The organism is Pseudescherichia vulneris NBRC 102420, from assembly GCF_000759795.1.
Classification (GTDB): domain Bacteria; phylum Pseudomonadota; class Gammaproteobacteria; order Enterobacterales; family Enterobacteriaceae; genus Pseudescherichia; species Pseudescherichia vulneris.
In genome coordinates, this window is record NZ_BBMZ01000002.1 from 219,000 (window position 1) to 245,784 (window position 26,785).

The window sequence follows — 26,785 nt, forward strand, 5'->3', positions numbered from 1 at the left end:
TTCATAAATTGTACCCCGCCACGCTGTACGTCGCGCTAATGGCTTCCTCGGGATGGTTAAGGGGAGCCGCCGCCAGCGTGACCGTCAGCACGGGGGCTAAAACGCCCTGCGGTTGGCGGATCACCGTGAAGCGCTGCACGCTGACCGTGGCGGGATCGGTGATTTTATCCCACCCTTTCTCTTCGCAGCTCTCTGCCCCCTGCCGCGTCTCCAGTACGCCGTTCTGCAAGCGAAAGCCGGTCTGCTCGGCCTCCGAGAGAGGCGAATGCTCCCACCGGCCATTGCTGTTGGCATCCCACTGGACGATCACGCAGGCCCCCTGCCGCCCCATCACCAGCGGCTCTCCGCTGCATTCTCCCCGGCAGTAGCCAGCCCGCTGGAGATGCTTTCCCAGCGTGAAAAGATGCTGCCAAACCGTCTCTTCCAGCGCTTGCTGCCGGGTCTGATGGAGCATCGCCGCTTGCAGCGCAGGCAAAAATCGGGCGGCGCTGAGCAGAAGTACGCTGCCGATGGTCATCGCGATGAGCACCTCCAGCAGGGAGAAACCACCTTCGGTCAGCTGCATGAGTCGCTGTCTGTACGCTGGCATACTCTTATCCGCCCCCAGTTCGATACAATGATTTGCCACTCCCCCGCCTCGCTGCGCAGTGTGATATGTCCGGCCCATGCCGTATTGCGCAGCCCGTAAAAGCCGAGCGAGGGGGTGATATCCACCAGTGCCACCTCAGGCCAAAGCGAGCGCAGCGCAAAGGGATTGTCCGCGCCGCACGTTGCCTGCGCATCAGCTGACGCCAGCAGGCACCAGCGGCCGCTCTCCTGCCTCACCTGTACCTTGCGATCCCGGTTGTGCCAGTTGGCGTCGTCCCGCAGCAATTCCAGATAGTCACGCACCTGCCAGGTGGTTTGCCACAGACGCTGGTGCGCCTGGTAACTCTGCCAGCCGTACAGCCCCGACGCGCCAAGGATCACCAGCACAATCATCGCCACCGTGATCTCTATAAGGGTGTAACCCTGCTCTTTTTTCATGGCCGTACTCTGCGCCTGATGCGCGATGCATGCGAGGTGAGATGCTCGCTTTTACGAGGCGCTACGGGAAAAATATCGGGGATTGCAGAGGGTTACATCACAGCGGGAAAGCGGATCGCAGAATGGGGTAAAAGCGGAAAAAAACCGGCGCAGTAACGCGCCGGCTGTGGCAGGCTGTGATTATCAGATAGCGACCGGGGCTTTGATGCCGGGGTGCGGATCGTAGCCTTCGATCTCAAAGTCGTCGAAGCGGTAGTCAAACAGCGACGCCGGCTTACGCTTGATAACAAGCTTCGGCAGCGCGCGCGGCTCACGGCTCAGCTGCAGGTGCGTCTGTTCCATGTGGTTGCTGTAGAGATGGGTATCGCCGCCGGTCCAGACGAAGTCACCTACCTCCAGGTCGCACTGCTGCGCCATCATATGCACCAGCAGCGCATAGCTGGCGATATTAAACGGCAGGCCGAGGAAGACATCGCAGGAGCGCTGGTAGAGCTGGCAGGAGAGCCTGCCATCCGCCACGTAAAACTGGAAAAACGCGTGGCACGGGGCCAGCGCCATTTTGTCCAGCTCGCCCACGTTCCATGCGGAGACGATGATCCGTCGGGAGTCCGGATCGGTCTTCAGCTGGTTCAGCACGGTCGCGATCTGGTCGATGTGGCGGCCATCCGGCGTTGGCCATGCGCGCCACTGTTTGCCGTAGACCGGGCCGAGATTACCCTGCTCGTCGGCCCACTCGTCCCAGATAGAGACGTTGTTTTCATGCAGGTAGGCGATATTGGTATCGCCCTGCAGGAACCACAGCAGCTCATGAATGATTGAGCGCAGGTGGCAGCGCTTGGTGGTCACCAGCGGGAAGCCCTCCTGCAGGTTAAAGCGCATCTGATGGCCAAAAATGGAAAGCGTGCCGGTGCCGGTACGGTCGTTTTTCGGTGTGCCTTCATCCAGCACTTTTTGCATCAGTTCTAAATACTGTTTCATGATTCCTCAGGAGACGTGTTGCTGCGGGCGACGGCGGTACGCCCAGACCATCATCAGCGCGCCCGCAATAATCATTGGGATAGAGAGGATCTGGCCCATGCTGATGTACTGCACCCACTCGCCGGTAAACTGCGCGTCCGGCTGGCGGAAGAACTCCACGATAATGCGGAATGCGCCATAGCCGATCAGGAACAGGCCTGATACTGCACCCATCGGGCGCGGCTTACGGATAAACAGGTTAAGGATGATAAACAGCACAACCCCCTCCAGCGCCAGCTCGTAAAGCTGTGAAGGGTGGCGCGGCAGTACGCCGTAGGTGTCAAAAATAGACTGCCACTCCGGGTGCGAAGGCAGCAGTGCCATATCTTCAGCACGGGAGTTAGGGAAGAGCATCGCCAGCGAGAAGCTCGGATCGACGCGGCCCCACAGTTCGCCGTTGATAAAGTTACCCAGTCGCCCGGCGCCCAGCCCAAACGGGATCAGCGGTGCGATAAAGTCGGAGACCTGGAAGAAGGTACGCTTGGTGCGTTTGGCAAAGATAATCATCACCACGATCACGCCAACCAGGCCGCCGTGGAAGGACATGCCGCCATCCCAGACGCGGAACAGATAGAGCGGATCCTGGATAAAGGTCGGGAAATTATAGAACAGCACATAGCCGATGCGCCCGCCAAGGAAGACGCCCAGGAAGCCCGCATAGAGCAGGTTTTCCACTTCGTTTTTTGTCCAGCCGCTGCCGGGACGATTTGCGCGGCGGCCAGCCAGCCACATGGCAAAAATAAAGCCAACGAGGTACATCATGCCGTACCAGTGCAACGAAACCGGTCCGATAGAGAAAATTACCGGATCGAAATCGGGAAAACGCAGATATCCATTATTCATCTGTCACCACAAAGTGTTGTTATTCCGCCAAAAATCGACAGCGGTTAAGATGTGCGCTCGCTTAACAGGGCGCTCCAAAGCTGGGAATCATAGCATAAGCCAGGCGGGCGATTAGGGCGAAGTTGTAAAAGATCTGTATCGTCCCTTTACCCGCCGCCGGTGCGCTAGCGTCCGCCGCGGATCAGGCCACCCATGCCACGGCGCTCCATAAAGGCAGCCACCTGATGGCGCACCTCGGTGGTAAACTGCGCTTCCAGGGTACGGTTTGCCAGCGTCTCGGCATCTTCGCGGTCGATATGACGCAGCAGATATTTAACGCGGGCCACCGAACGGCCGTTCATCGACAGATGACGGTAACCAAGACCGATCAGCACTGCCACGCACATCGGATCGCCCGCCATTTCACCGCACAGGCAGAGATCGATGCCATAGCGCTCCGTCTCCTGGGCGATAGTCGCCAGCGCGCGCAGCACCGCCGGATGCAGGCTGTCGTAGAGGCTTGCCACGCGGGTGTTGTTGCGATCCACTGCCAGAAGGTACTGGGTGAGATCGTTGGTGCCGACGGAGATAAAATCGACCCGGCTGGCCAGATGCGCCAGCATAAAGACCATGGAAGGGACCTCCAGCATCACGCCGATGCGCGGTCTGGGGATGGCGTAGCCGATCATCTCTTCCACTTCCCGCCCGGCGCGCTCAATCAGGCGACGAGCCTCGTCCACCTCTTCAATGCTGGTGACCATCGGCAGCAGGATGCTGAGGTTGCCGGTGGCGGCGTTGGCGCGCAGCATGGCCCGCACCTGAATCAGGAAAATCTCTGGCTGATCGAGCGTAATACGGATCCCACGCCAGCCAAGGCAGGGGTTCTCCTCGCTGATGGGCATATAGGGCAGTTGCTTATCCGCCCCGACATCCAGCGTGCGCAGGGTCACCGGCTTCTCGTTAAAGAGCTGCAGCATCCCCTGGTACTGGGCCACCTGCTCCTCTTCGGAGGGGAAGCCGCTTTGCAGCATAAACGGGATTTCAGTTCGGTAGAGGCCAATGCCGTCGATACGGCTGCCAAGCTGCTCCTCATGCGCAGGACTCAGCCCGGCGTTGAGCATCACCTTAACCCGATCGCCGCTTTTCAGCTGGGCGGGAAGGTTAACCTCATCCTCCGCGAGCTTGCTTAGCTCGTTCTCTTCGGTGATAAGACGTTGATACTCCTGAAGCAGGATCGGTTCAGGATCAACCAGCAGCTCACCCCGGTAGCCATCCACCACCAGCGTGCGACGATGCAGCACCGAGGGCTGAATATCGGCCCCCATGACCGTTGGGATGCCCAGCGCGCGCACCATAATCGCCGCGTGGGAGTTGGCTGCGCCGTCGCGTACTACAACGCCCACCAGCCGATCGTGAGGCAGCTCGGCCAGCGTGGTAGCGGAGAGCTCGTCGGCGACCAGCACAAAGCGCTCGGGCCAGGTATTGGGGCCCTGTAGGCTATCGTCGAGGTGGAACAGCAGGCGCTGCCCCAGCGTGCGCAGATCGCCAGCACGCTCTTTGAGATAACCGTCGGAGAGGGCGGCAAACTGTTCGGCAAAGCGTCCGATGACCTTTTTCACCGCCCACTCGGCCACGAAACCGCGATCGACCTCGTCGAACAGCTCGCGTCTGAGGCGGGCGTCCGACAGCAGGTGCGAATAGAGATCGAAGATGGCCGCCGTCTCTTTCTGCTGCCCGGCAGAGAAGCGCTTGCTGTAGCGACGAAACTCGCCGGCGGCCTCTTCCAGCGCACCGGTGAGCCGCTCGCGCTCAAGGGCGGTGTCCAGCGTCGAGGCCTCGTAGACCTGCTCCATCAGCGGCAGCGTGGCATCCATCCACCCCTCGGCGATGGCAACGCCGGGTGCGGCAGGCAAGGCACGAATACGCGTCTGCCGATACTGACCAAACAGAGCGGTAAGCTGTGACTGGGAGAGGATCGCCGCCATCTGGGTGGCCAGCGTGACCAGGAATGACTCTTCGCTTTCATCAAACTGGCGCAACTCGCGCTGTTGCACCACCAGCACGCCAAGCAGCTGGCGCCGCTGGATAATCGGCACGCCAAGGAAGGCGCGGAACCGCTCCTCTTTTACCGAGGGAATGTATTTAAAGCTGGGGTGCTTTTGCGCGTCGGCGAGGTTAATCGGCTCCGCCAGCCTGCCTACCAGACCGACGATACCCTGATCGAATGCGAGCGTGATGGTGCGACCGCGCGGCTTTTTCAAACCGCGCGTCGCCATCAGGTAATAGCAGCGTCTGTCGTGATCGGCGAGGTAGACCGAACAGACTTCGGTATCCATCGCCAGACAGATGTCCGTCACCAGAATATCCAGCGCCTCGTTAAGGCGCGGCGCGCTGGCAACTTTCTCAACTATTTCTCGTAACCGGGTGAGCATGATATGTATGGCTTATCCTCTCTTACGTCGCCAGGCAGGAGAGTGTTGTGGCTTTGGGGTGCTCTCTGCCAGCGCCATGACCACACTTGCAAACTCCTTCATCACCCGACGATAAACATCGCGCTTAAACGAGACAACCTGACGAACAGGATACCAGTAGCTTACCCAGCGCCAGCCATCAAACTCAGGTGTACTGCTGGTTTGCATATTGATATCCGCATCGTTGCTGATCAACTGCAAAAGAAACCACTTCTGTTTTTGGCCGATACAAACCGGCTTTGTGTCCCAACGCACCAAACGTTTTGGTAACTTGTAACGCAACCAGCTGCGGGTCGAAGCAAGAATACGTACATCCTTACGGCTCAGCCCCACCTCTTCGAACAGCTCCCGGTACATAGCCTGCTCCGGGGACTCTCCAGGGTTGATACCGCCCTGGGGAAACTGCCATGAGTGCTGACCGAAGCGCCTGGCCCACATAACCTGGCCTTGTCGATTACAGATTACGATACCCACATTTGGGCGGTAGCCATCGTCATCAATCACCGGACTACCTCAAAATAAACCTGAATTAAACGATTGTTTCACACTCGTGAGATACGGTAAACCACTCTCTCAATGCGCTATAACCGAATAACATTTGAATAACTCACAATTATCACCTGAGTTATAAACAGAATGGGCGCATCGGCGGCGGTTTTATTCACGATTTCTGTGGATAGAGTTGTGCAGAAGTACGGAATTACTCCGGGAAAACCCTGACGGCCCTGAACAATCAGTTTATCACTCGTAAAAATAATTTGGGACTATTCATTAGGTTATATCACGATCTTTGTGCTATCGGGATCATTATGTGATGTGTATCACAGGCACGATCCGACAACTGATGAAAGATCGAACAGAGTCGGTTTTATCCACAGTTTGTGCCAATAAGTTAAGCACAATTTGTGCGAAAATTCGATTTTGGTCGCACGTCAAGGCTGTAAATGGAAACAGTAGTGCGGGTTTTTCTCACTTATCCCACTTTTCTGTGGATAACATGGTGTAAGATCCTGTTCATTGTCAGTGACCAGAATTGGAAAACATTGCGAGCCGTTGCGCAACACAGAGCACGCAAGGGAAAAAAATCCTAAAAATCATCGCGTTGTTTATCGCTGTGGGAAAAAATCTATCGCGTTGCCCCCTGTGCACTATTGCTGTTCATTTTTTAACCAGAGGTTGTACATATGTTGCCGCTCTCACCTTTTACCTCTCCGCCGGACTCGGAAAGCGCTCTGCTTGAGCAGGCGCAGCGGTTGGCCGGGCTGACTCTTGGCGAGCTGGGTGCGCTGGCTGGACTGCCGGTTCCGGCAGACTTCAAGCGTGATAAGGGCTGGACCGGGGTGCTGCTGGAGCGCTGGCTAGGGGCGAGCGCGGGCAGCAAGCCTGAGCAAGATTTCGCTGCGCTAGGGGTCGAGCTGAAGACCATTCCGGTGGATAGCCTGGGCCGTCCGCTGGAGACAACCTTCGTTTGCGTTGCGCCGCTGACCGGCAACAGCGGCGTCACATGGGAGAGCAGCCACGTGCGTCACAAGCTGAAGCGGGTGCTGTGGATCCCGGTAGAGGGCTCGCGGGAGATCCCTGTCGCCAGCCGCCGGGTTGGCTCGCCGCTGCTGTGGAGTCCCAGCGAGCAGGAAGAGCAGCAGTTGCGCATGGACTGGGAGGAGCTGATGGATCTTATCGTGCTGGGTCAGGTAGAGAGCATTACCGCCCGTCATGGCGAGGTGCTACAGCTTCGCCCAAAGGCGGCGAACAGCAAGGCCCTGACCGAGGCGGTGGGCCAGCATGGCCAGCCGATCCTGACGCTGCCGCGCGGCTTCTATCTGAAAAAGAACTTCACTCGCGCACTGCTGGCCCGGCATTTTTTGTTGCAGGGATATTAAATTTTTTGCCCTCGCCTGCCGGAGGCTTATAATTAGCGCTTCTTTTTTTGGCAGGACTTTACGATGTTATTTGCATGGATAACCGATCCCAACGCCTGGCTCGCGCTCGGTACGCTGACGCTGCTGGAGATTGTGCTCGGGATCGACAATATTATTTTCCTCTCTCTGGTCGTCGCTAAACTTCCAACCGCACAGCGCAACCATGCCCGGCGTATTGGCCTGGCAGGCGCAATGCTGATGCGTCTGGCGCTGCTGGCCTCTATATCATGGGTGACCCGGCTGACGACGCCGCTGTTCAGCGCTTTCGATCATGCGGTCTCCGCTCGCGATCTGATCCTGCTGCTCGGCGGTCTGTTCCTGATCTGGAAGGCCAGCAAGGAGATCCATGAAACGATCGAAGGTGAAGAGGAGGGGCTGAAAACCAACGTTCACTCTTTCCTCGGCGCCATCGTGCAGATCATGATGCTGGATATTATCTTTAGCCTCGACTCGGTCATTACGGCGGTCGGTCTGTCGGATCATCTGTTCATTATGATGGCGGCGGTGGTGATCTCCGTCGGCGTGATGATGTTTGCCGCCCGTCCTATCGGCGAATTTGTTGATCGTCACCCATCGGTAAAAATGCTGGCTCTGTCGTTCCTGATCCTGGTTGGCTTTACGCTGATGCTGGAGAGTTTTGGCATCCACGTGCCGAAAGGCTATATCTATTTCGCCATGTTCTTCTCGATTGCCGTCGAGACCCTGAACCTGTTGCGCAATAAAAAGAATCCGCTGTGATCTCTCGCTCCCCCGCTCCGGGGGAGCCATCGCTGCATTAATGGGCGAGAAATTTGATGATGACGCCTGAAGCGACGCCGGTAATCGCAATCATTGAGCCAACGATTGTCGTAACCTGCGCTCTAAGCGTGTTATGAAGCTCGGCCTTTACATCTGCAATCCTGACGTTAGTCTCTGCTATTTCTACCCTGATGGTTGAAACGTCCTCCTTTGTTGCATAGTTAGATTTAATCACGGCGACATCCGTTACCAGCGACTCGACCTTCTCCTCAAGCGTTTTCACGCGTATCTCCATCTCTCCTTCTCCGTTACTTGTAACGTTAATTACAACGCGAAAATATTACCATGCTATGCGTATGGTAAACCGTGGCGAATGCCGCTATTTCTTGTAGTCTTTTAAGATTTTCCCGCTTTTTCCTTTCGTATCCATGCGTTATTACTACACTCAATACATATTTTGGCCTTAAGAAGGAGAAAAGCCGTGAAAAAATGGGCAGTAGTGATTTCCGCAGTGGGTTTAGCCTGCGCAGTTTCAGGATGCAGCAGCGACTATGTGATGGCGACGAAAGATGGCCGTATGATCCTGACCGAAGGCAAGCCAGCAGTAGATGATGATACCGGGCTGGTCAGCTACCGCGACCTGCAGGGCAACGAGATGCAGATTAACCGTGATGACGTGTCGCAAATTATCGAACGATAAGTGCTAAGGTCAGCAATCTGCTGGCCTTTTGATTTTTCTCTTCCCCTTTTGCCTCCCCTCTGCCATGTTTATATTCCTTTGTCAGGAAGCCCCTGACGTTGTTAAAAAACAAGGAAGCCGGCTATGCATTATCACCGTATCCCTCACAGCTCGCTTGAGATAAGCACGCTGGGGCTGGGCACAATGACCTTTGGTGAGCAGAACAGCGAAGCCGAGGCCCATGCACAGCTTGATTACGCCGTAGCCCAGGGTATTAACCTGATCGATGTGGCAGAGATGTACCCCGTGCCGCCGCGCCCGGAGACGCAGGGTTTAACCGAGACCTACGTCGGCAACTGGCTGGCGAAGCACGGCAACCGTGAAAAACTGGTTATCGCCTCCAAAGTAAGCGGGCCGAGCCGCAATAACGACAGCGGCATTCGCCAGAATCAGGTACTGGATCGCAAGAATATCCGTGAAGCGCTGGATGCCAGCCTGAAACGCCTGCAAACCGACTATCTCGATCTCTACCAGGTCCACTGGCCACAGCGTCCGACCAACTGCTTTGGCAAGCTGGGCTATGAGTGGGCCGAATCCACCCCCGCCGTCACCATTCTCGACACGCTGGAAGCGCTGACCGAATGTCAGCGGGCAGGCAAGATCCGCTACATCGGCGTCTCAAACGAAACGGCGTTTGGCGTGATGCGCTATCTGCACCTGGCGGATAAGCACGATCTGCCGCGCATCGTCACCATCCAGAACCCCTATAGCCTGCTTAACCGCAGCTTTGAGGTCGGTCTGTCAGAGGTGAGCCAGTTTGAGGGCGTTGAACTGCTGGCCTACTCCTGCCTGGCCTTCGGCACCCTGACCGGCAAATACCTGAACGGTGCGAAGCCCGCCGGCGCGCGCAACACGCTGTTTAGCCGCTTTACGCGCTACAGCGGCGAGCAGACGCAAAAAGCGATCGCTGCCTACGTGGATATCGCTAAACGGCATAATCTGGACGCGGCGCAGATGGCGCTGGCCTTTGTCCGCCGTCAGCCGTTCGTGGCCAGCACCCTGCTGGGCGCCACGACCATGGAGCAGCTAAAAACCAACGTTGAGAGCCTCTATCTGGAGCTGAGCGAAGAGGTATTAGCGGAGATTGAAGCGGTGCATAAGGTTTATACCTACCCAGCACCGTAGTACGGATACCGTGTCGACTGTAGGCCCGGTAAGCGTAGCGCCACCGGGCATAACTATGCCGATGCGATAACGCCGGGCGGCACTGCGTTTGCCCGGCCTACAGTGGCTACAGTGGCATAGAGTGGTTAGCGACGGCGCTGCCACAGCCACAGGCCAGCAATCGCCAGCGCAAACAGCACGCCAAAGCCGACCCCGACGCCGACCACCGGCGCACCCGCCTTCACCGCCAGCGAATACAGCCCCAGCATCAGCAGCATCGCCGCGTTCTCGCCCAGGTTCTGCACCGCGATGGCGTTGCCCGCTCCAACGGAACGTTTCCCGCGCTCCTGCAAAAGCGCATTGAGCGGCACGACGAAAAACCCACCCAGGATGCCGATGAGCACCAGCAGACCGTAGGCAGGCAGCAATGCATGTTGTAACGAAAAGAGTGTCACCACCACGCCAATGAGGATCCCGGCAGGCATGCAGCGAGCCACCTTCTCCAGCGTCACCAGCTTCGCCGCCACGCCCGCGCCAACAACGATACCCACCGCCACCATGGCATTAAGGTAGGTTGGCGTCGCGTTATCGGTGATGCCGAGCGCCACCGGCACCCACAGCACCAGCAGGAAGCGCAGCGTCACCCCCGCGCCCCAGAACAGGCTGGTGCCCACCAGCGAGAAGCGCGTTTCGCCATTCAGCCACAGCGTTTTACAGGCGTGAAAGAAGCTCTGGGTCATTGGGGCAAAACGCCAGCTCTGACCAGGCCGGGCCGCAGGCAGTTTGGGGATCAGCAGGTTCGCCACCACCGCCCCGGCGTAGACCAGAGCGCAGACGCCGAGCGCTGCCAGCACATGCCAGTCCGCCAGCACGCCCCCAGCCACCGAGCCAAGCAGGATGGCGGCGATAGTCGAAGATTCCATTAGGCCGTTGGCCTTCACCAGCTTATCACCGGTGGTCAGCTCGCCGAGGATGCCGTATTTGGCCGGGGAGTAGGCCGCCGCGCCAATGCCCACCAGCGTATAACCAACAAACGGGTTAACGCCCACGCAGATACTCAGCGCGCCGAGCAGCTTTAGCCCGTTAGCGAACATCATCACCCGCCCCTTGGCAAAGCTGTCCGCCACCTGACCGACAAAGGGGGCGAAGAGTATGTAAGCACCTACAAACACCATCTGCAGGATTGGCTGGCTCCAGTCGGGATAAAACTCCGCCTTAAGCAGCGCCAGGGTGGCAAACAGCAGGGCGTTGTCACCAAACGCCGAGAGGAACTGGGCGGCGGTGACCGCCAGCATCCCCTTCGACAGGAGAGAGTTGTTCGTGCTTACTGGCTCATGCATGTTCCGCTTCCGCCTCGTCGAGTTTGCTCTTCAGGGTAACAAAATCCGGTTTGCCGCTGCCCAATACCGGCAGCTGTTTCAGGAAACGGATATCACGCGGCACGGCCAGCTCCGGCACGCCCTGCGCACGCGCCTGCTTAAGCAACGTCTCACGGGTCAGCTCGCTGTCGGTGGTAAACATCACCAGCGCCTCGCCTTTGCTGGCGTCGCTCTTCACAACCGTAGCGTGCATTTTGTCCGGCGAGGCCATGAGAGCCAGCTGCTCTACCATCTCCAGCGAGATCATCTCCCCGGCGATTTTGGCGAAGCGCTTGGCCCGGCCCTGGATCTGCACAAAGCCCTGCTCATCGAAGCGCACGATATCCCCGGTGTCATACCAGCCGGGTTCGCTCACACCCTCGGCGTTCTCCGCCGCCGGGCGTTCAAGCACGCCAGGATTCTCAACGCGCAGGTAGCCGGTCATGATGTTCGGCCCCTTCAGCTGCAGCCTGCCGCCCTCTTCAATGCCCGGCACCGCCATCAGACGTGCGTCCATACCTGGCAGAATACGCCCCACCGTACCCGGCTTCGCCGCCATCGGCACGTTGATGGAGACCACCGGCGCACACTCGGTGACGCCGTAGCCCTCCAGCACCCGCAGGCCGAACTTATCCTGCCAGAGCTGGCGAGTGCTCTCCTGTAGTTTTTCCGCCCCTGCTACCACATAGCGTAGGCGGTAGAAGTCGTAAGGGTTGGCAAAGCGGGCATAGTGCCCAAGGAAGGTCGAGGTGCCAAACAGCACGGTGCAATTACGGTCATAAACCAACTCCGGCACGATACGGTAGTGCAGCGGGCTGGGATAGAGAAAGACCTCTGCCCCGGTCAGCAGCGGGGTAAAGAGCCCCACGGTCAGGCCAAAGGAGTGGAACAGCGGCAGGGCCGACATAAAGCGATCCCGGGCGGTAAAGTCCGCGATGGTGCGGATCTGCTCCACGTTGGCGAGAATGCTTTTATGACTGTGCACCACCCCTTTCGGATTGCCCTCGGAACCGGAGGTAAAGAGCACCAGCGCATCATCTTCCGGCTGCTGCGGCACCTGGGCGAGATGCGGCATCAGCAGATGGCCGAAGATCCACAGCTTATCGGCGGTAGTCACTTCGCCCTTCAGATCTTCCAGATAGATCCAGCGCACTTGGGTCAACTGCTCCGGGAGATGCCAGAGCTTGCCCTTCTCCATAAACTGGCGGGAGGTAAAGATGGTTTTGATCTGCGCGGCGGTAATGGCGCTGCCCAGCCCCTTCACCCCTGCCGTGTAGTTCATCATGGCCGGGATGCGTCCTCGGGCGATGGCTCCGAATATCACCGCCGCCGCGATGCCCGCGTTGGGCAGCATCAGGCCAATTTTTTCGCCCTGGGCGCTGTACTTATCCAGGATGCGCGCCACAAACAGCGTTTTGGTCAGCAGCTTGCGGTAGGTATCGGGCTTGAAATTGATATCCTCGACGCAGTTCTTGCCCGCGCCGTAGCGGTACTGCGCCGCCAGCAGAGCTTCGAACAGCGTTTCCCGCGGGCGCACGGCCATGCGCGCTTCCATCATGATCTGATGCAGCATCTCACCCGCCAGCCTGCGGCGATCGCGGGCGCGCGGGGCATCGGGCATTGGCAGCTGCGTCGGCGGCAGGATATGCAGCCTAATACGCGGGAAGAGGCGCTGCTTCACCAGCCCCTTCAGGCGGCTAAAGAAGGTCAGCTCTGCGCCTTCAATGCGCACCGGGATCACTGTCGCTCGCGATTTAGCAGCCACAAAGGCCGCCCCGTCATAAATTTTCATCAACGAGCCGGAGACGGAGATACGCCCCTCGGGGAAGATCACCACCGGTCGCCCGCTTTCGATCAGCCGCACCAGCTGTTTGATCGACATTGGCTTGGTGGGATCGAGCGGAACAGAGTCGATCATGCCCGACAGGGCGCGCATGTACCAGCTCTGGCTAATTGAGGTATAGACCGCGAACACCGGACGCCCCGGTAAGAACAGCGCCAGTAGAATACCGTCAATAAAGGAGACGTGGTTTGGGGTAATAAGGACGCGCTCGCCGCTCAGCGCCTGCGTATTGCCCGTGAGCTCTACGCGATAAAGCAGACGGAAGAGGGTACGGAAAAATCCCAGCATCATTAACTTCCTGTGTCAGTCGTTTGGGTATGGCAGATTGTGGCAGATTACACGAGAAGTGTAGCGGGCGGCAAAATCGGGGCGAAAAAAAACCTGCGCATCCGCGCAGGTTGGTGCAAAAAGTGAGTACTCTATACGTACTGAAATCTCACCAATCAATACCTCTGGGATCTTGATTGTGGCCCCTCCCCCCAGCGGATGCCAGGGAACAATCGCAACAGCTCATCGCAAAGTGTAACTAAAGGTTTGAATTACCCTTTTTCTGTTTTATTTGCCCGGTAAAACGGTGTAACAGTTTCACACTGCACATGCGCTTTGGCTCACGTTTGCGCACTTCAGAAAAGCAAGAGCCTTGAACCTGCCGCACTTTTCCGCAACACTTAACCGGGTGTAAACGCTTACCCATCAAAGAAGGTTCAGAATGGCGACTATAAAGGATGTTGCAAAGCTCGCAGGTGTCTCTGTCGCCACGGTGTCGCGCGTTATTAACAGTTCCCCCAAAGCCAGCGACGCCTCCCGGCAGGCGGTGCAGAGCGCCATGGCGTCACTCAACTACCATCCCAACGCCAACGCCCGTGCGCTGGCCCAGCAGTCGACGGAGACCCTCGGACTGGTGGTCGGCGACGTCTCCGATCCCTTTTTTGGTGCCATGGTCAAAGCCGTAGAGCAGGTGGCCTACCATACCGGTAACTTTTTACTGATCGGTAACGGCTACCATAATGAACAGAAAGAGCGGCGCGCCATTGAGCAGCTGATGCGCCACCGCTGCGCGGCGCTGGTGGTGCACGCCAAAAGCATTCCCAATGAAGAGTTAGCCGCGCTGATGGATCAGATGCCCGGCATGGTGCTGATCAACCGTATTCTGCCTGGCTATGAGCAGCGCTGCGTGGCGCTGGACGATCGCTATGGCGCATGGCTGGCGACCCGACATCTTATCCAGCAGGGACATACCAAAATTGGCTATCTCTGCTCTAACCACGCCATCTCCGATGCGGAAGATCGCCTTCAGGGCTATTACGATGCGCTGCGGGAGAACGGCCTGCCCTGTAACGACAGGCTGGTGACATGGGGCGAGCCGGATGAGAGCGGCGGCGAGCAGGCGATGACCGAGCTGCTCGGGCGTGGCAGGCACTTTACCGCCGTTGCCTGCTATAACGACTCGATGGCCGCCGGGGCGATGGGCGTATTAAACGATAACGGCATTGAGGTGCCGGGCGAGATTTCGCTGATTGGCTTTGATGACGTGCTGATCTCCCGCTACGTCCGTCCGCGCCTGACCACCGTGCGCTACCCGATCATCACGATGGCAACCCAGGCCGCAGAGCTGGCGCTGGCGCTGGCGAAAGAGCAGCCTCTGCCAGAGATCACCCACCTCTTTAGCCCGACGCTGGTGCGCCGTCACTCGGTGGGCACACCGCAGGAGAGCTAAAGCGCGCAGCGGTAGAGGTGCACCGTGGTGGCCGGGTAGTCCAGGCCGTCACCAATATAGTGCCAGCCAAAACGCTCGTAAAAATCGCGGCAGGCGGAGTAGAGATGCAGCTGGGTAAAGCCCCGTTCGCGGGCGTAATCCTTCACGTGCTGCTGAAGCCTGCCCGCTAGCCCCTGCCCGCGCGCGACCTCATCAACATACAGCGCTGCCAGCCAGGGCCAGAGATCCTGGCGGCTGATGAGATCGCAGCGCCAGAGCCCCACCGTGCCTAACAGCCTCTCGCCTTCAGTGGCAATGAACGTCACAGGCAACGCCTCAGGCTGCTGACTGTGGGCAACCACGCTGGCAAAAAAATCCCGTGACAGCGTGTCGCCAAAGGCCTGCCATAACCAGTCGGTTACCTGGTCCGCAAAGTGCGGCGCGTCGTACAGAGGCAGGATCTTCAGGCTCATCGTCTTACAGCAGCTCCAGCGCCAGCAGCTCGTCGATGGTCTGCCGACGGCGGATCAGCCGCGCCGCGCCGTGGTCAAACAGCACCTCCGGCAGCAGCGGGCGGCTGTTGTAGTTGGATGACATCGATGCGCCATAGGCCCCGGTATCATGCAGCACCAGGTAATCTCCCGGCACCACCGCAGGCAGAGCGCGAGTTTCAACTTCCCCTCCTGCCTGCTGGGTAAAGACATCTCCAGATTCACACAGCGGACCGGCCACCACGGTATCGATGAGCGGCTCAGCCGTCAGATCGCGACCGTCTGCCGCCAGAGCGCTGATGTGGTGATAGCTGCCGTACATCGCCGGGCGCATCAGATCGTTAAAGCCCGCGTCGATCAGCACAAAGTGACGGCTGCCCATCGCTTTGACGCTGCGCACCTGGGCGACCAGCACGCCGGATTCGGCGACCAGAAAACGTCCCGGCTCGATCTCCAGCTTCACCGGATGCCCCAGGTGGGCGGCAATTTTTTCCCGGGCGCTGTTCCACAGGCCAAAGTAGTGATCGGTGTCGATCGCCTCTTCCCCTTCACGATAGGGGATCGACAGCCCGCCACCGGCGGAGATCGCCTCCAGATCCTGACCGAACTCAATAACCTGGCTCACCATCGCGCCGCAGACCTGCTCAAGGTGGCCATAGTCCACGCCCGAGCCGATATGCATATGAATTCCCACCAGCTTAAGCTGGTAGCGCTGCATGACCTCCAGCGCGGCGGGCAGATCGCTGTACCAGATCCCGTGCTTGCTGTTCTCGCCGCCGGTATTGGTTTTCTGGCTGTGACCATGGCCGAAGCCCGGATTAACCCGCAGCCAGACGCGGTGACCCGGAGAGACCTCGCCCAGCTGGGCCAGCATATCCACCGATCCGGCGTTAACCGGGATCTGTAGCTCATGCACGCGGGCCATCGTCGGCGGATCGATCACATCGGCGGTAAAGACGATCTCATCCGCACCGTTCTGCGGCTGATAGCCTGCCGCCAGCGCGCGCTCGATCTCACCCAGCGATACCGAATCCACCTTGACGCCCTGCTCGCGCATTAGACGCAGAATATGAATATTGGAGCACGCCTTCTGGGCGAAACGCACCACGTCAAACTGGGCCAGCTGGGCAATACGGCGGCGGATAATTTCGGCGTCGTAGGCCCAGACCGGACAGCCAAATTCAGCTACCAGGCTGTGCAGGTTGGCGGCAGTGAGCGCGGTGTCGGTGTTATTTAACGGGCGTGGCATGGCGAACTCCATCATCATTTTTCACTATTACGCCACAGGGCAAAGAGAATAAAAAATATCGTTATGTTACGATTCTATTCATATCTGATATACCTTGCGCCGCAGGAAAGCCTATGCCCGCCGTTAACCTTCGCCATATCGAAATTTTCCACGCCGTGATGACCGCCGGGAATCTGACCGAGGCCGCCCGTTTGCTGCACACCTCGCAGCCCACCGTGAGCCGGGAGCTGGCGCGCTTTGAAAAGGTGATTGGCCTGACGCTGTTTGAACGTTCGCGGGGACGACTGCACCCCACGGTGCAGGGTCTGCGCCTGTTTGAGGAGGTGCAACGCTCATGGTACGGCCTGGATCGCATCGTCAGCGCTGCCGAGAGCCTGCGGGAGTTCCGTCAGGGGGAGCTGTCTATCGTCTGCCTGCCGGTCTTCTCTCAGTCGTTTCTTCCCCTGCTGCTGCAACCCTTTCTGGCCCGCTACCCGGAGGTAAGCCTCAACGTGGTGCCGCAGGAGTCGCCGTTGCTGGAGGAGTGGCTCTCTGCCCAGCGTCATGACCTCGGCTTGACCGAAACCCTGAGCACCCCCGCCGGGACCGAACGCACGCCGCTGCTAACTCTCAACGAGGTATGCGTCCTGCCCGCCGGACACCCACTGGCGCGGCACAAGGTGCTTACCCCCCAGGATTTTCAGGGCGAAAACTACATTAGCCTGTCGCGCTCGGACAGCTATCGCCAGCTGCTGGATGCCCTGTTCAGCGAGCACCAGGTGAAACGCCGCATGGTAGTAGAGACCCACAGCGCCGCCAGCGTCTGCGCAATGGTCCGCGCTGGCGTCGGGGTGTCGGTGGTCAACCCGCTCACCGCCCTCGACTATGCCAGCAGCGGCGTAGTGGTCAGGCCCTTCAGCATCGACGTACCCTTTACCGTCAGCCTGATCCGCCCCCTACACCGCCCCGCCTCCGCGCTGGTGGATGCCTTCTCCACCCATTTGCAGCAGACCGTGTCGCACATTATCGCGCCGTTAGAAGCGGTGCTGGCTGAGCGTTAGTCCAGCATAAAGTCGACGACGTCGGCGGCGTGCAGCGCGGCTGTATCAAACACCGGGATCGGGCTTTGATCCTGAGAAACCAGCAGGCCAATTTCTGTGCAGCCGAAGATCACCCCCTGCGCCCCCTGATTCGCCATCCGCGCAATCAGATCGATAAAGTAGGCCCGCGACGGCGCGCTAAAGGTGCCCAGGCATAGCTCGTCAAAGATGATCTGGTTAACCTTACTGCGATCCTCTCCGTCCGGGACAGGGGTCTCAATACCGTAGGCGTCACGCATTCGCCCGCGGTAGAAATCCTGCTCCATGGTGTAACGGGTACCTAGCAGCGCCACCTGTTGCAGGTTGGCTTTCTGGATCGCCCGGGCAGTGGCGTCGGCGATGTGCAAAAACGGCACGCTGCAATGATCCTCGATCTGACTGGCGACCTTATGCATGGTGTTGGTACAGAGCACGATCCCCTCGGCCCCGGCGCGCTCAAGCCCTGCGGCGGCGCTGGCAAGTATCTCTCCGGCCTTGTCCCAGTCGCCGCTCGACTGGCAGGCCTCAATATCATGAAAATCGACGCTGTGCAGCAGCAGGCTGGCAGAGTGCAGGCCACCCAGCCGGGCCTTAATCCCTTCATTAATCAGACGGTAGTAGGGAATAGTCGATTCCCAGCTCATGCCGCCCAGCAGCCCTATCGTTTTCATCGTTTCTCTCCCCCTGTTATCCGCCCGTGAAAGCAAACTTGTGATCGGCTTTCCACTTATTAGGCGTCGCGTTTCTTTTTAACGCTGGCTGATATAAATTTAATGAAACATTGTTTTACTCTTAAACCATTTTACTACAGGACGCTCTCATGTTTACTTTCCACCAGCAGACCCAGCTCGACGATCTGGGCAATGGCGTTACCCGGCGCATTCTGGCCCATTCGGGCAAAATGATGGCGGTAGAGGTGAATTTTAGCGAAGGCGCGGTTGGCCCACTGCATAACCACCCTCATGAACAGCTTACCTATGTTTTATCCGGCGAGTTTGAATTTACCATCGGCGATGAGAAACATATCGTTCGCGCCGGGGATACTCTCTATAAAGAGCCAAACATCGTGCACGGCTGCGTCTGCTTAAAAGCAGGTACCCTGCTCGATACCTTTACGCCGGTGCGTGAGGATTTCCTCAAAGCGTAACCGTTACCCATCCCATTAAAAAGCCCTCCGCCGCGAGGGCGTTTTTATTTATATCAAATCATTAGCGCGTTAATCATTCATTTATCCAGGCACTTACCCGGCGCGTGCACTGGAAATGTCACCTGGCTCACCTTATTGAAACGTCGTTTCGACTTTGATCACATTTCCATAATTAATCGAATGACGCAGAAATAAATCGCAATAAGATAAATTAAAACACCGTTTTAAAAAGCAATCATACACCCAGGCAGGTATATATGAATGAAAACAGACTGCTGGGATTGGCCTGGATATCGCCCTATATCATCGGGTTGATCGTCTTTACGGCCTTTCCCTTCGTTTCCTCGTTTTTCCTCAGTTTTACTGAGTATGACTTAATGAGTCCGCCGGTATTTAACGGGATTGAAAACTACCGTTACATGCTGACCGAAGACTCCCTGTTCTGGAAATCGATGGGGGTCACCTTTGCCTACGTCTTTTTAACTATCCCGCTGAAGCTCGCCTTCGCGCTGGGGATTGCTTTTGTTCTTAACTTTAAATTACGCGGCATCGGCTTCTTCCGTACCGCCTACTACATTCCATCCATCCTGGGCAGCTCCGTTGCCATCGCCGTGCTGTGGCGCGCCCTGTTTGCCATCGACGGCCTGCTGAACAGCTTTATCGGCGTCTTCGGCCTCGATCCGGTGAACTGGCTGGGTGAGCCGTCGCTGGCGCTGATGTCCGTGACCCTGCTGCGCGTCTGGCAGTTCGGTTCTGCCATGGTGATCTTCCTCGCCGCGCTGCAAAACGTACCCCAGTCGCAGTATGAGGCGGCGATGATCGATGGCGCGTCGAAGTGGCAGATGTTTATGAAGGTGACCGTGCCGCTGATTACGCCGGTGATCTTCTTCAACTTCATTATGCAGACCACTCAGGCGTTCCAGGAGTTTACCGGCCCGTACGTCATTACCGGCGGCGGCCCGACCTACTACACCTATCTCTTCTCGCTCTACATCTACGACACCGCCTTTAAGTATTTCGATATGGGCTACGGCGCGGCGCTGGCGTGGGTACTGTTCCTGGTGGTGGCCGTCTTCGCCTCCATTGCCTTTAAGTCATCAAAATACTGGGTCTTCTACTCCGCCGATAAGGGAGGCAAAAATGGCTGACGTCCAACAAATTTCTACGGCAAGAAGCATCGCTGACCAGGAAGTCGCGCGTACCTTGCGTAAAGAGAAGATCAACGCCAGCATCCGCTACGTGATCCTGCTGTTCGTTGGCCTGCTGATGCTCTACCCGCTGGTGTGGATGTTCTCGGCGGCGTTCAAGCCGAACCACGAGATCTTCACCACCCTGAGCCTGTGGCCAGCCAACGCCACCTGGGATGGCTTCATCAACGGCTGGAAAACCGGTACCGAGTATAACTTCGGCCATTACATGCTGAATACCTTCAAGTATGTGATCCCGAAAGTGATCCTGACCATTATCTCCTCCACCATCGTGGCCTACGGCTTTGCCCGCTTCGAGATCCCGTGGAAGAAGTTTTGGTTCGCCACGCTGATCACCACCATGCTGCTGCCAAGCACCGTGCTGCTGATCCCGCAGTACCTGATGTTCCGTGAGATGGGCATGCTCAACAGCTATATGCCGCTCTATCTGCCGCTGGCCTTTGCGACTCAGGGCTTCTTCGTCTTCATGCTGATCCAGTTCCTGCGCGGCGTGCCGCGTGACATGGAGGAGGCGGCGCAGATTGACGGCTGTAACTCTGCTCAGGTGCTGTGGTATGTGGTGGTGCCGATCCTGAAACCGGCGATTATCTCGGTGGCGCTGTTCCAGTTCATGTGGTCGATGAACGACTTTATCGGCCCGCTGATCTACGTCTACAGCGTGGATAAGTACCCGATTGCCCTGGCGCTGAAAATGTCCATCGACGTGACCGAAGGCGCGCCGTGGAACGAAATTCTGGCAATGGCGAGTATCTCCATTCTGCCGTCCATCATTGTCTTCTTCCTGGCTCAACGCTACTTCGTACAGGGCGTGACCAGCAGCGGAATTAAAGGTTAAGAGGGAAATATCATGGCTGAAGTTATTTTCAACAAGCTGGAAAAAGTGTACTCCAACGGCTTTAAAGCGGTACATGGTATCGACCTGAAGATCGCTGACGGGGAGTTTATGGTGATTGTCGGGCCGTCCGGCTGCGCCAAGTCCACGACCCTGCGCATGCTGGCCGGGCTGGAGACCATCAGCGGCGGCGAAGTGCGTATCGGGGAGAAGATCGTCAACAACCTTGCGCCGAAAGAGCGCGGCATTGCGATGGTGTTCCAGAACTATGCGCTTTATCCGCACATGACGGTGCGGGAAAACCTCGCCTTCGGCCTCAAGCTGAGCAAGATGCCGAAGGCGCAGATCGATAAATATGTCGATGAAGCGGCGAAGATCCTTGAGCTGGAAGAGCTGCTGGAGCGCCTGCCGCGCCAGCTCTCCGGCGGCCAGGCTCAGCGTGTGGCGGTAGGCCGGGCGATTGTGAAGAAGCCGGACGTGTTCCTGTTTGACGAACCGCTCTCTAACCTTGACGCCAAGCTGCGTGCCTCCATGCGCATCCGTATTTCGGATCTGCATAAGGAGCTGAAGAAGTCCGGGAAACCGGCCACCACCGTCTACGTGACCCATGACCAGACCGAAGCCATGACCATGGGCGATCGCATCTGCGTGATGAAGCTGGGGCATATCATGCAGGTTGATACCCCTGACAATCTCTATCACCACCCGAAGAATATGTTCGTGGCGGGCTTTATCGGCGCGCCGGAGATGAACATCAAGCCCGGCAAGCTGATCGATAAAGCGGGCCGCCTGCATATCACCATCGGCGATGAGAGCCTGCCGCTGAACGCGCGCCAGCAGGAGAAAGTTGCCGCGTATCAGAACCAGTCGGTGTTTTTCGGCGTGCGTCCAGAGTTCGTTTCCCTCTCCGATGAACCGTTCGCCGAAGGCTGCTGCAGCGGTGAGATGGTGCGCACCGAGAACATGGGCCATGAGTTCTTCGTCTATCTCAAGGTTGCCGACTATGAGCTGACCGCCCGTATCCCGTCCGACGAAGCTAAACCGATGATTGAAAAGGGCCTTAACCGTAAGGTCTATTTTAAGTTTGACATGGATAAGTGTCATATCTTTGACGCGAAAACTGAACAGAACATCTCTCTCTAACTGGAGTATAAAAATGAAAAAAGTGCTTTTAAGCGCAGCAATCTCCGCCACATTAGGCCTGAGCGCCCTTCCTTCACAGGCGGCCGATAGCGTCGACCTGCGTATGTCCTGGTGGGGCGGCAACGGCCGTCACCAGGTGACGCTGAAGGCGATCGAGGAGTTCCACAAGCAGCATCCGGACATTAACGTCAAATCAGAATACACCGGCTGGGATGGCCACCTCTCCCGCCTGACCACGCAGATCGCTGGCGGCACCGAGCCTGACGTGATGCAGACCAACTGGAACTGGCTGCCGATCTTCTCTAAAAACGGCGACGGCTTCTACGATCTCAACCAGCTGAAGGACGTGATCGATCTGAGCCAGTTCGATCCAAAAGAGCTGAAGTCGACCACCGTCAACGGCAAGCTGAACGGGATCCCGATCTCCGTGACCGCGCGCGTCTTCTACTTCAACGATGAGACCTGGAAAAAAGCGGGCGTTGAATACCCAAAAACCTGGGACGAGCTGAAAGCGGCGGGCAAAACCTTTGAGAGCAAGCTGGGCAAGCAGTACTACCCGGTGGTGCTGGAGCATCAGGACACCCTGGCGCTGCTGAACTCCTACATGATCCAGAAGTACAACATTCCAGCGGTGGACGAGAAGACCAAAAAATTCGCCTACAGCAAAGAGCAGTGGGTGGAGTTTTTCCAGACCTATAAGGATCTGGTCGACAACCACGTGATGCCGGATACCAAATACTATGCGTCGTTTGGTAAGAGCAACATGTATGAGATGAAGCCGTGGATCGAGGGTGAATGGGGCGGCACCTACATGTGGAACTCCACCATCACCAAATACTCTGACAACCTGAAGCCACCGGCGAAGCTGGCGCTGGGCAGCTACCCGATGCTGCCGGGCGCCACCGACGCGGGTCTATTCTTTAAACCGGCCCAGATGCTGTCGATTGGTAAATCGACCAAGCATCCGAAAGAGGCGGCGCAGCTGATTAACTTCCTGCTGAACAGTAAAGAGGGCGCGGAGACGCTGGGCCTTGAGCGTGGCGTACCGCTGAGCAAGGCGGCGGTAGAGACCCTGACCGCTAACGGCACCATCAAAGAGGACGATCCGTCGGTTGCGGGCCTGCGTCTGGCGCAGTCCCTGCCTGCCAAGCTGACGGTATCGCCTTACTTTGACGATCCGCAGGTAGTGGCCCAGTTTGGGACCTCCCTGCAGTATATCGACTACGGTCAGAAAACCGTGGAAGAGACTGCGGCTGACTTCCAACGCCAGGCCGAGCGTATCCTGAAACGCGCAATGCGCTAGGTCTCACAGCTATGCCGGGCGGCGCGAGCGCTTGCCCGGCCTACGGTTTATACCCCGATATTCCTTAATTTTTCTCCCGCCATCAGCCTGCGTTCAATGTGCTCCAGGGTGACGTTTTTCGTCTCCGGGATCAGCCAGAACGTAATACCGACAAACACGATATTCAGCGCGGTATAGAGCCAGAAGGTTCCCGCCGCACCGATAGCATCAAGCAGCGTCAGGAAGGTTGCGCCGATGATCATGTTCGACACCCAGTTGGTGGTGGTCGAGCAGGTAATACCGAAGTCGCGGCACTTCAGGGGCTGGATCTCCGAGCAGAGGATCCACACTACCGGTGCGGCGCTCATGGCGTATCCGGCGATACAGATCATGGTCATGCCCACAGAGAGCCAGGAGAGGCCGCTGGAGGCGGTGCCGTTATCGAACTGCATCAGACAGTAGCCCAGCACCAGCGTGCCAAAGGCCATGACGCTAAAACCGATCTTCAGCGCGGGCTTACGTCCGGCTTTGTCGACCATAAAGATGGCGATAAAGGTAGCGAACATAAAGGTCAGGCCGACCACCAGAGTGGCGATCATCTGCTGTTCGGTAGTGGTAAACCCGGCCATCTTAAAGATGCGCGGGGCGTAGTACATAATGATGTTCATCCCGGTAAACTGCTGCATCGCCTGCAACAGCATGCCGAGAAACACTGCCCGGCGCACGTTGCGGTTGGCTTTGAACAGCCCCCACCCGCCCTGCTTGTGCTTCAGGCTTTCACGGATCTCATTCAGCTCCTCGCGCGCCTTCTCGGAGGTATCGCGCAGCATGCGCAGCACCTCCTCCGCCTCAATATGCCGCCCCTTCTCCGCCAGCCAGCGCGGGCTATTCGGCAGGAAGATCACCAGCACGATCAGCACCAGCGCTGGCAGAGCCAGCACGCCCAGCATGGCGCGCCAGTTACCGGAGTAGCTCAGCGCCGTGTCGGAGAGAAAGGCCATCACAATCCCCAGGGTGACCATCAGCTGGTACATGCTGATCATCTTGCCGCGCACGTTCTCGCTCGCCATCTCGGAGAGATAGAGCGGCGCGGTATAGGAGGCGATGCCCACCGCGACGCCAAGGATCACCCTTGAGAAGATCAGTACCTCGACGTTGATAGCGAAAGCCGACCCGAGGGATCCCACAACAAAAAGAATGGCTCCCGCCATCAGGCTGTATTTACGCCCCAGGCGAAACGAAAGCCAGCCGTTAAATAGCGCCCCGATGGCCGCCCCCAGCATCATGCTGCTCACCACCCACTCCTGCTGGCGGCTGGTCAACGTAAAGTGGTCGGTAATAAAGGGGAGCGCCCCGGCGATCACGCCAATATCCAGACCAAACAGCAGACCGGCCACGGCGGCGGAGATAGAGACAAAAAGATTCATGCGCCGCGTATCCTGCAACGCGCGCGGCAATGACGGTGCGTTATGACTCAATGAACTCATCTTTTGGTGCCTGAAGTAGTAAATCGTCTATTGAAAGTAAGAGAGGGACGGCGAAAGGTGTCAGGGGTTAACAGTCATAGATATGGATAATATTGCTATGCATATGGTTTATGTGATGGATATTCCACTTTCATAACCACATTTAATATTATCAAATTATTTTAATATGATGTTTTAGTTAATAAATAAGCAGAGAAGCGCCTTTATTTGGCATTTTGATATGGATATTTCTCGACAGGGAATATGGATTTATCTGATTTCAAGAGATAAAAAATCCTGCCGCGTGGCAGGATCTTGTAGGTCGGGTAAGCGCAGCGCCACCCGACATGTAATTACGCTGGATTAACGCGCCAGCCAGCCGCCGTCTACCGCCACGGTGTAGCCGTTGATGTAGTCAGAGGCGCTGGAGGCCAGGAACACCACCGGCCCCATCAGATCGCTTGGCAGACCCCAGCGGCCCGCCGGGATGCGGTCGAGGATCTCAGCGCTGCGCTGCTCGTCGGCACGCAGCTGCTGGGTGTTGTTGGTCGCCATGTAGCCCGGAGCGATAGCGTTGACGTTGATGTTGTGCTTCGCCCACTCGTTCGCCATCAGACGGGTGATGCCCATCACGCCGCTTTTAGAGGCGGTGTAGGACGGTACGCGGATGCCACCCTGGAAGGAGAGCATCGAGGCGATGTTGATGATTTTGCCGCCGTTGCCCTGGGCGATAAAGTGCTTCGCCGCCGCCTGGGACATAAAGAACACGCTCTTGATGTTCAGATCCATCACGTCGTCCCAGTCTTTTTCGCTGAAGTTGATCGCGTCTTCACGACGGATCAGACCTGCGTTGTTCACCAGCACGTCGATATGGCCGAACTCGCTCACCGCGCGCTCCAGCAGCGCAGGGATGCCGTCGATCTGACGCAGGTCAGCGGTCAGGCTCAGGAAGCGGCGACCCAGGGCGGTAACGCGCTCGATGGTCTCGGTCGGCTCAACGATGTTAATCCCGACGATGTCACAGCCCGCTTCTGCCAGACCCAGCGCCATACCCTGGCCCAGGCCGGTATCACAGCCAGAGACAACCGCAACTTTACCTTCAAGAGAAAATGCATTCAGAATCATAGTGGTTCCTTAATCTATCTGCGCCTGTTCGCCAGGCATGGTTTGCTTTGCTCTCCGCGACTTAGCGCAGATCCTTAACGGCAACGTGGTCCATATCATCAAAGACCTGGTTCTCGCCTACCATCCCCCAGATGAAGGTGTAAGCCCGAGTACCCACGCCAGAGTGAATAGACCAGCTCGGTGAGATCACCGCCTGTTCGTTGTGCATGATGATGTGGCGCGTCTCCTGCGGCTGGCCCATCATATGGAACACGCAGGCGTCCTCATCCATATTGAAGTAGAAGTAGACTTCCATCCGGCGCTCATGGGTATGGCACGGCATGGTGTTCCACAGGTTGCCTGGCTCCAGCTCGGTCAGGCCCATGCTCAGCTGGCAGGTCTCCAGCACGTCCGGCACGAAGTATTTGTTGATGGTGCGGCGGTTGCTGGTGAGCGGATCGCCAAGGGTCACCGGGGCAACGTCTGCCGGGGTCACTTTTTTGGTCGGATAGGCGGTGTGCGCCGGAGCGGAGTTGTAGTAGAACTTAGCCGGTTTTGCCGGATCGACGCTGGCAAACACCACCTCTTTGGCCCCTTTACCCACGTACAGCGCATCGCGATGGCCGATTTCGTAGCACTGGCCGTCAACGGTGATGGTGCCCGGCCCGCCGATGTTGATGGTGCCCAGCTCGCGGCGCTCAAGGAAGTAGCTGACGCCCAGCTGCTTGCCCACTTCGCCGCCGACGGCGACGGTTTTTGCCACCGGCATAATGCCGCCAACGATAATGCGGTCGATATGGCTGTACACCATGGTGTAAGCGTCGGCCTCGAATACCTGCTCAACTAAGAACTCGTCGCGCAGCCCCTGAGTGTCCAGCGTCTTAGCATGCGCGCTGTGGATGCTTTGTCTGACTTCCACATTTACCTCCAAAATCGTTTTTGACCAAACGTCACATAACGGCGCAACGAAACGCTGTTCCGTTTTGTAGTATGGCGGCCATATTATCCCGGCTAAAACGTGTTTTCAATTGCAAATAAAACATTGTTTCATTTTTTCTGCGATTTCATTTGA

At 57.6% G+C, this 26,785-nt stretch carries 26 protein-coding genes; 11 read left to right on the forward strand and 15 right to left on the reverse strand.

Annotated features, from left to right (window positions below):
- Nucleotide 1 precedes the first annotated feature (1 nt).
- From EV102420_RS01165 to rppH, 6 genes are all read right to left on the reverse strand, one after another.
- On the reverse strand, nt 2–565 hold the full coding sequence (locus EV102420_RS01165) for a prepilin peptidase-dependent protein (protein ID WP_042387920.1): 564 nt from the start codon (nt 563–565) through the stop codon (nt 2–4).
- Nucleotides 556–1,026, reverse strand: a complete 471-nt coding sequence (locus tag EV102420_RS01170; protein WP_042387921.1) for a prepilin peptidase-dependent protein — start codon at nt 1,024–1,026, stop codon at nt 556–558. Before EV102420_RS01170 ends, EV102420_RS01165 begins: the two co-directional genes overlap by 10 nt.
- Nucleotides 1,027–1,209: 183 nt before the next feature.
- Nucleotides 1,210–2,004, reverse strand: a complete 795-nt coding sequence (gene thyA / locus EV102420_RS01175; RefSeq protein ID WP_042387923.1) for a thymidylate synthase — start codon at nt 2,002–2,004, stop codon at nt 1,210–1,212.
- Nucleotides 2,005–2,010: 6 nt separating this feature from the next.
- Entirely contained in the window at nt 2,011–2,886 is an 876-nt protein-coding gene (lgt, locus tag EV102420_RS01180) for a prolipoprotein diacylglyceryl transferase (RefSeq protein WP_042387925.1), read from the reverse strand.
- A gap of 164 nt (nt 2,887–3,050) precedes the next feature.
- The gene (gene ptsP, locus EV102420_RS01185) at nt 3,051–5,297 is read right to left on the reverse strand and encodes a phosphoenolpyruvate--protein phosphotransferase (RefSeq protein WP_042387927.1); all 2,247 of its coding nucleotides are present in this window, start codon (nt 5,295–5,297) and stop codon (nt 3,051–3,053) included.
- 12 nt (nt 5,298–5,309) lie between these two features.
- Nucleotides 5,310–5,840: an RNA pyrophosphohydrolase gene (gene rppH, locus EV102420_RS01190; protein ID WP_042387929.1), complete on the reverse strand. Its 531-nt coding sequence runs from the start codon at nt 5,838–5,840 to the stop codon at nt 5,310–5,312.
- Nucleotides 5,841–6,520: 680 nt separating this feature from the next.
- Between rppH and mutH the strand changes: the two genes are divergently transcribed.
- Both mutH and EV102420_RS01200 read left to right on the forward strand, forming a co-directional pair.
- Nucleotides 6,521–7,216 carry a DNA mismatch repair endonuclease MutH gene (gene mutH / locus EV102420_RS01195; RefSeq protein WP_042387930.1) on the forward strand — a complete coding sequence of 232 codons (696 nt, stop codon included), beginning with the start codon at nt 6,521–6,523 and terminating at the stop codon, nt 7,214–7,216.
- Nucleotides 7,217–7,279: 63 nt separating this feature from the next.
- Entirely contained in the window at nt 7,280–7,993 is a 714-nt protein-coding gene (locus tag EV102420_RS01200) for a TerC family protein (RefSeq protein ID WP_042387933.1), read from the forward strand.
- Nucleotides 7,994–8,030: 37 nt separating this feature from the next.
- Here EV102420_RS01200 and EV102420_RS01205 read toward each other — a convergent pair whose 3' ends face one another.
- Complete coding sequence (locus EV102420_RS01205) at nt 8,031–8,276, reverse strand: hypothetical protein (protein WP_255211641.1); 246 nt, start codon at nt 8,274–8,276, stop codon at nt 8,031–8,033.
- Nucleotides 8,277–8,474: 198 nt separating this feature from the next.
- Between EV102420_RS01205 and EV102420_RS01210 the strand changes: the two genes are divergently transcribed.
- Both EV102420_RS01210 and EV102420_RS01215 read left to right on the forward strand, forming a co-directional pair.
- Entirely contained in the window at nt 8,475–8,693 is a 219-nt protein-coding gene (locus EV102420_RS01210) for a YgdI/YgdR family lipoprotein (protein ID WP_042387937.1), read from the forward strand.
- Nucleotides 8,694–8,816: 123 nt separating this feature from the next.
- Nucleotides 8,817–9,857 carry an NADP(H)-dependent aldo-keto reductase gene (locus EV102420_RS01215; RefSeq protein ID WP_042387939.1) on the forward strand — a complete coding sequence of 347 codons (1,041 nt, stop codon included), beginning with the start codon at nt 8,817–8,819 and terminating at the stop codon, nt 9,855–9,857.
- A gap of 125 nt (nt 9,858–9,982) precedes the next feature.
- Here the strand turns inward: EV102420_RS01215 and lplT are convergent, their stop codons facing one another.
- Complete coding sequence (lplT, locus tag EV102420_RS01220; protein ID WP_042387941.1) at nt 9,983–11,176, reverse strand: lysophospholipid transporter LplT; 1,194 nt, start codon at nt 11,174–11,176, stop codon at nt 9,983–9,985.
- Nucleotides 11,169–13,328, reverse strand: coding sequence for a bifunctional acyl-ACP--phospholipid O-acyltransferase/long-chain-fatty-acid--ACP ligase (aas, locus tag EV102420_RS01225; RefSeq protein WP_042387943.1), 2,160 nt, complete (start codon nt 13,326–13,328; stop codon nt 11,169–11,171). The genes lplT and aas overlap by 8 nt, the downstream gene beginning before the upstream one ends.
- Nucleotides 13,329–13,746: 418 nt before the next feature.
- Here aas and galR point away from each other — a divergent pair, with 418 nt between their 5' ends.
- Nucleotides 13,747–14,754, forward strand: a complete 1,008-nt coding sequence (gene galR / locus EV102420_RS01230; RefSeq protein ID WP_042387945.1) for an HTH-type transcriptional regulator GalR — start codon at nt 13,747–13,749, stop codon at nt 14,752–14,754.
- Here the strand turns inward: galR and EV102420_RS01235 are convergent.
- On the reverse strand, nt 14,751–15,200 hold the full coding sequence (locus EV102420_RS01235) for a GNAT family N-acetyltransferase (RefSeq protein WP_042388595.1): 450 nt from the start codon (nt 15,198–15,200) through the stop codon (nt 14,751–14,753). The genes galR and EV102420_RS01235 overlap by 4 nt on opposite strands.
- Before the next feature lie 10 nt (nt 15,201–15,210).
- Nucleotides 15,211–16,473 (reverse strand): diaminopimelate decarboxylase, encoded by a 1,263-nt coding sequence (gene lysA, locus EV102420_RS01240; protein WP_042387947.1) that lies wholly within the window; start codon nt 16,471–16,473, stop codon nt 15,211–15,213.
- 113 nt (nt 16,474–16,586) lie between these two features.
- Between lysA and EV102420_RS01245 the strand changes: the two genes are divergently transcribed.
- Complete coding sequence (locus EV102420_RS01245; protein ID WP_042387949.1) at nt 16,587–17,513, forward strand: LysR family transcriptional regulator; 927 nt, start codon at nt 16,587–16,589, stop codon at nt 17,511–17,513.
- On the opposite strand, the gene EV102420_RS01250 is transcribed toward EV102420_RS01245, so the two are convergent.
- A complete protein-coding gene (locus EV102420_RS01250) occupies nt 17,510–18,202 on the reverse strand; it encodes an aspartate/glutamate racemase (protein ID WP_042387951.1) in 693 nt (230 codons plus the stop codon). The two genes, EV102420_RS01245 and EV102420_RS01250, sit on opposite strands and share 4 nt — an antisense overlap.
- A 149-nt stretch (nt 18,203–18,351) precedes the next feature.
- Between EV102420_RS01250 and EV102420_RS01255 the strand changes: the two genes are divergently transcribed.
- The 5 genes from EV102420_RS01255 to EV102420_RS01275 all read left to right on the forward strand — a co-directional run bounded on the left by EV102420_RS01255 (nt 18,352) and on the right by EV102420_RS01275 (nt 23,164).
- A complete protein-coding gene (locus EV102420_RS01255) occupies nt 18,352–18,678 on the forward strand; it encodes a cupin domain-containing protein (protein ID WP_042387953.1) in 327 nt (108 codons plus the stop codon).
- Between the two features lie 257 nt (nt 18,679–18,935).
- A complete protein-coding gene (locus EV102420_RS01260; protein ID WP_042387955.1) occupies nt 18,936–19,826 on the forward strand; it encodes a carbohydrate ABC transporter permease in 891 nt (296 codons plus the stop codon).
- Nucleotides 19,819–20,721: a carbohydrate ABC transporter permease gene (locus EV102420_RS01265; RefSeq protein WP_042387957.1), complete on the forward strand. Its 903-nt coding sequence runs from the start codon at nt 19,819–19,821 to the stop codon at nt 20,719–20,721. The genes EV102420_RS01260 and EV102420_RS01265 overlap by 8 nt, the downstream gene beginning before the upstream one ends.
- A gap of 12 nt (nt 20,722–20,733) precedes the next feature.
- Nucleotides 20,734–21,861, forward strand: coding sequence for an ABC transporter ATP-binding protein (locus EV102420_RS01270; RefSeq protein ID WP_042387958.1), 1,128 nt, complete (start codon nt 20,734–20,736; stop codon nt 21,859–21,861).
- 13 nt (nt 21,862–21,874) lie between these two features.
- A complete protein-coding gene (locus tag EV102420_RS01275; RefSeq protein WP_042387959.1) occupies nt 21,875–23,164 on the forward strand; it encodes an ABC transporter substrate-binding protein in 1,290 nt (429 codons plus the stop codon).
- Between the two features lie 47 nt (nt 23,165–23,211).
- On the opposite strand, the gene araE is transcribed toward EV102420_RS01275, so the two are convergent.
- The 3 genes from araE to kduI form a co-directional block, all read right to left on the reverse strand.
- Nucleotides 23,212–24,630, reverse strand: a complete 1,419-nt coding sequence (gene araE, locus EV102420_RS01280) for an arabinose-proton symporter AraE (RefSeq protein WP_042387960.1) — start codon at nt 24,628–24,630, stop codon at nt 23,212–23,214.
- A gap of 342 nt (nt 24,631–24,972) precedes the next feature.
- Nucleotides 24,973–25,734: a 2-dehydro-3-deoxy-D-gluconate 5-dehydrogenase KduD gene (gene kduD / locus EV102420_RS01285; protein WP_042387961.1), complete on the reverse strand. Its 762-nt coding sequence runs from the start codon at nt 25,732–25,734 to the stop codon at nt 24,973–24,975.
- Between the two features lie 61 nt (nt 25,735–25,795).
- Nucleotides 25,796–26,632 carry a 5-dehydro-4-deoxy-D-glucuronate isomerase gene (kduI, locus tag EV102420_RS01290; protein WP_042387963.1) on the reverse strand — a complete coding sequence of 279 codons (837 nt, stop codon included), beginning with the start codon at nt 26,630–26,632 and terminating at the stop codon, nt 25,796–25,798.
- Nucleotides 26,633–26,785: the final 153 nt, after the last annotated feature.

Coding starts and splice junctions, on each gene's coding strand:
- EV102420_RS01165 (WP_042387920.1), bottom strand. CDS start 565: ATGCAGCTGACCGAAGGTGGTTTCTCCCTGCTGGAGGTGCTCATCGCG.
- EV102420_RS01170 (WP_042387921.1), bottom strand. CDS start 1,026: ATGAAAAAAGAGCAGGGTTACACCCTTATAGAGATCACGGTGGCGATG.
- thyA (WP_042387923.1), bottom strand. CDS start 2,004: ATGAAACAGTATTTAGAACTGATGCAAAAAGTGCTGGATGAAGGCACA.
- lgt (WP_042387925.1), bottom strand. CDS start 2,886: ATGAATAATGGATATCTGCGTTTTCCCGATTTCGATCCGGTAATTTTC.
- ptsP (WP_042387927.1), bottom strand. CDS start 5,297: ATGCTCACCCGGTTACGAGAAATAGTTGAGAAAGTTGCCAGCGCGCCG.
- mutH (WP_042387930.1), top strand. CDS start 6,521: ATGTTGCCGCTCTCACCTTTTACCTCTCCGCCGGACTCGGAAAGCGCT.
- EV102420_RS01200 (WP_042387933.1), top strand. CDS start 7,280: ATGTTATTTGCATGGATAACCGATCCCAACGCCTGGCTCGCGCTCGGT.
- EV102420_RS01215 (WP_042387939.1), top strand. CDS start 8,817: ATGCATTATCACCGTATCCCTCACAGCTCGCTTGAGATAAGCACGCTG.
- lplT (WP_042387941.1), bottom strand. CDS start 11,176: ATGCATGAGCCAGTAAGCACGAACAACTCTCTCCTGTCGAAGGGGATG.
- aas (WP_042387943.1), bottom strand. CDS start 13,328: ATGATGCTGGGATTTTTCCGTACCCTCTTCCGTCTGCTTTATCGCGTA.
- galR (WP_042387945.1), top strand. CDS start 13,747: ATGGCGACTATAAAGGATGTTGCAAAGCTCGCAGGTGTCTCTGTCGCC.
- lysA (WP_042387947.1), bottom strand. CDS start 16,473: ATGCCACGCCCGTTAAATAACACCGACACCGCGCTCACTGCCGCCAAC.
- EV102420_RS01245 (WP_042387949.1), top strand. CDS start 16,587: ATGCCCGCCGTTAACCTTCGCCATATCGAAATTTTCCACGCCGTGATG.
- EV102420_RS01250 (WP_042387951.1), bottom strand. CDS start 18,202: ATGAAAACGATAGGGCTGCTGGGCGGCATGAGCTGGGAATCGACTATT.
- EV102420_RS01255 (WP_042387953.1), top strand. CDS start 18,352: ATGTTTACTTTCCACCAGCAGACCCAGCTCGACGATCTGGGCAATGGC.
- EV102420_RS01260 (WP_042387955.1), top strand. CDS start 18,936: ATGAATGAAAACAGACTGCTGGGATTGGCCTGGATATCGCCCTATATC.
- EV102420_RS01265 (WP_042387957.1), top strand. CDS start 19,819: ATGGCTGACGTCCAACAAATTTCTACGGCAAGAAGCATCGCTGACCAG.
- EV102420_RS01270 (WP_042387958.1), top strand. CDS start 20,734: ATGGCTGAAGTTATTTTCAACAAGCTGGAAAAAGTGTACTCCAACGGC.
- EV102420_RS01275 (WP_042387959.1), top strand. CDS start 21,875: ATGAAAAAAGTGCTTTTAAGCGCAGCAATCTCCGCCACATTAGGCCTG.
- araE (WP_042387960.1), bottom strand. CDS start 24,630: ATGAGTTCATTGAGTCATAACGCACCGTCATTGCCGCGCGCGTTGCAG.
- kduD (WP_042387961.1), bottom strand. CDS start 25,734: ATGATTCTGAATGCATTTTCTCTTGAAGGTAAAGTTGCGGTTGTCTCT.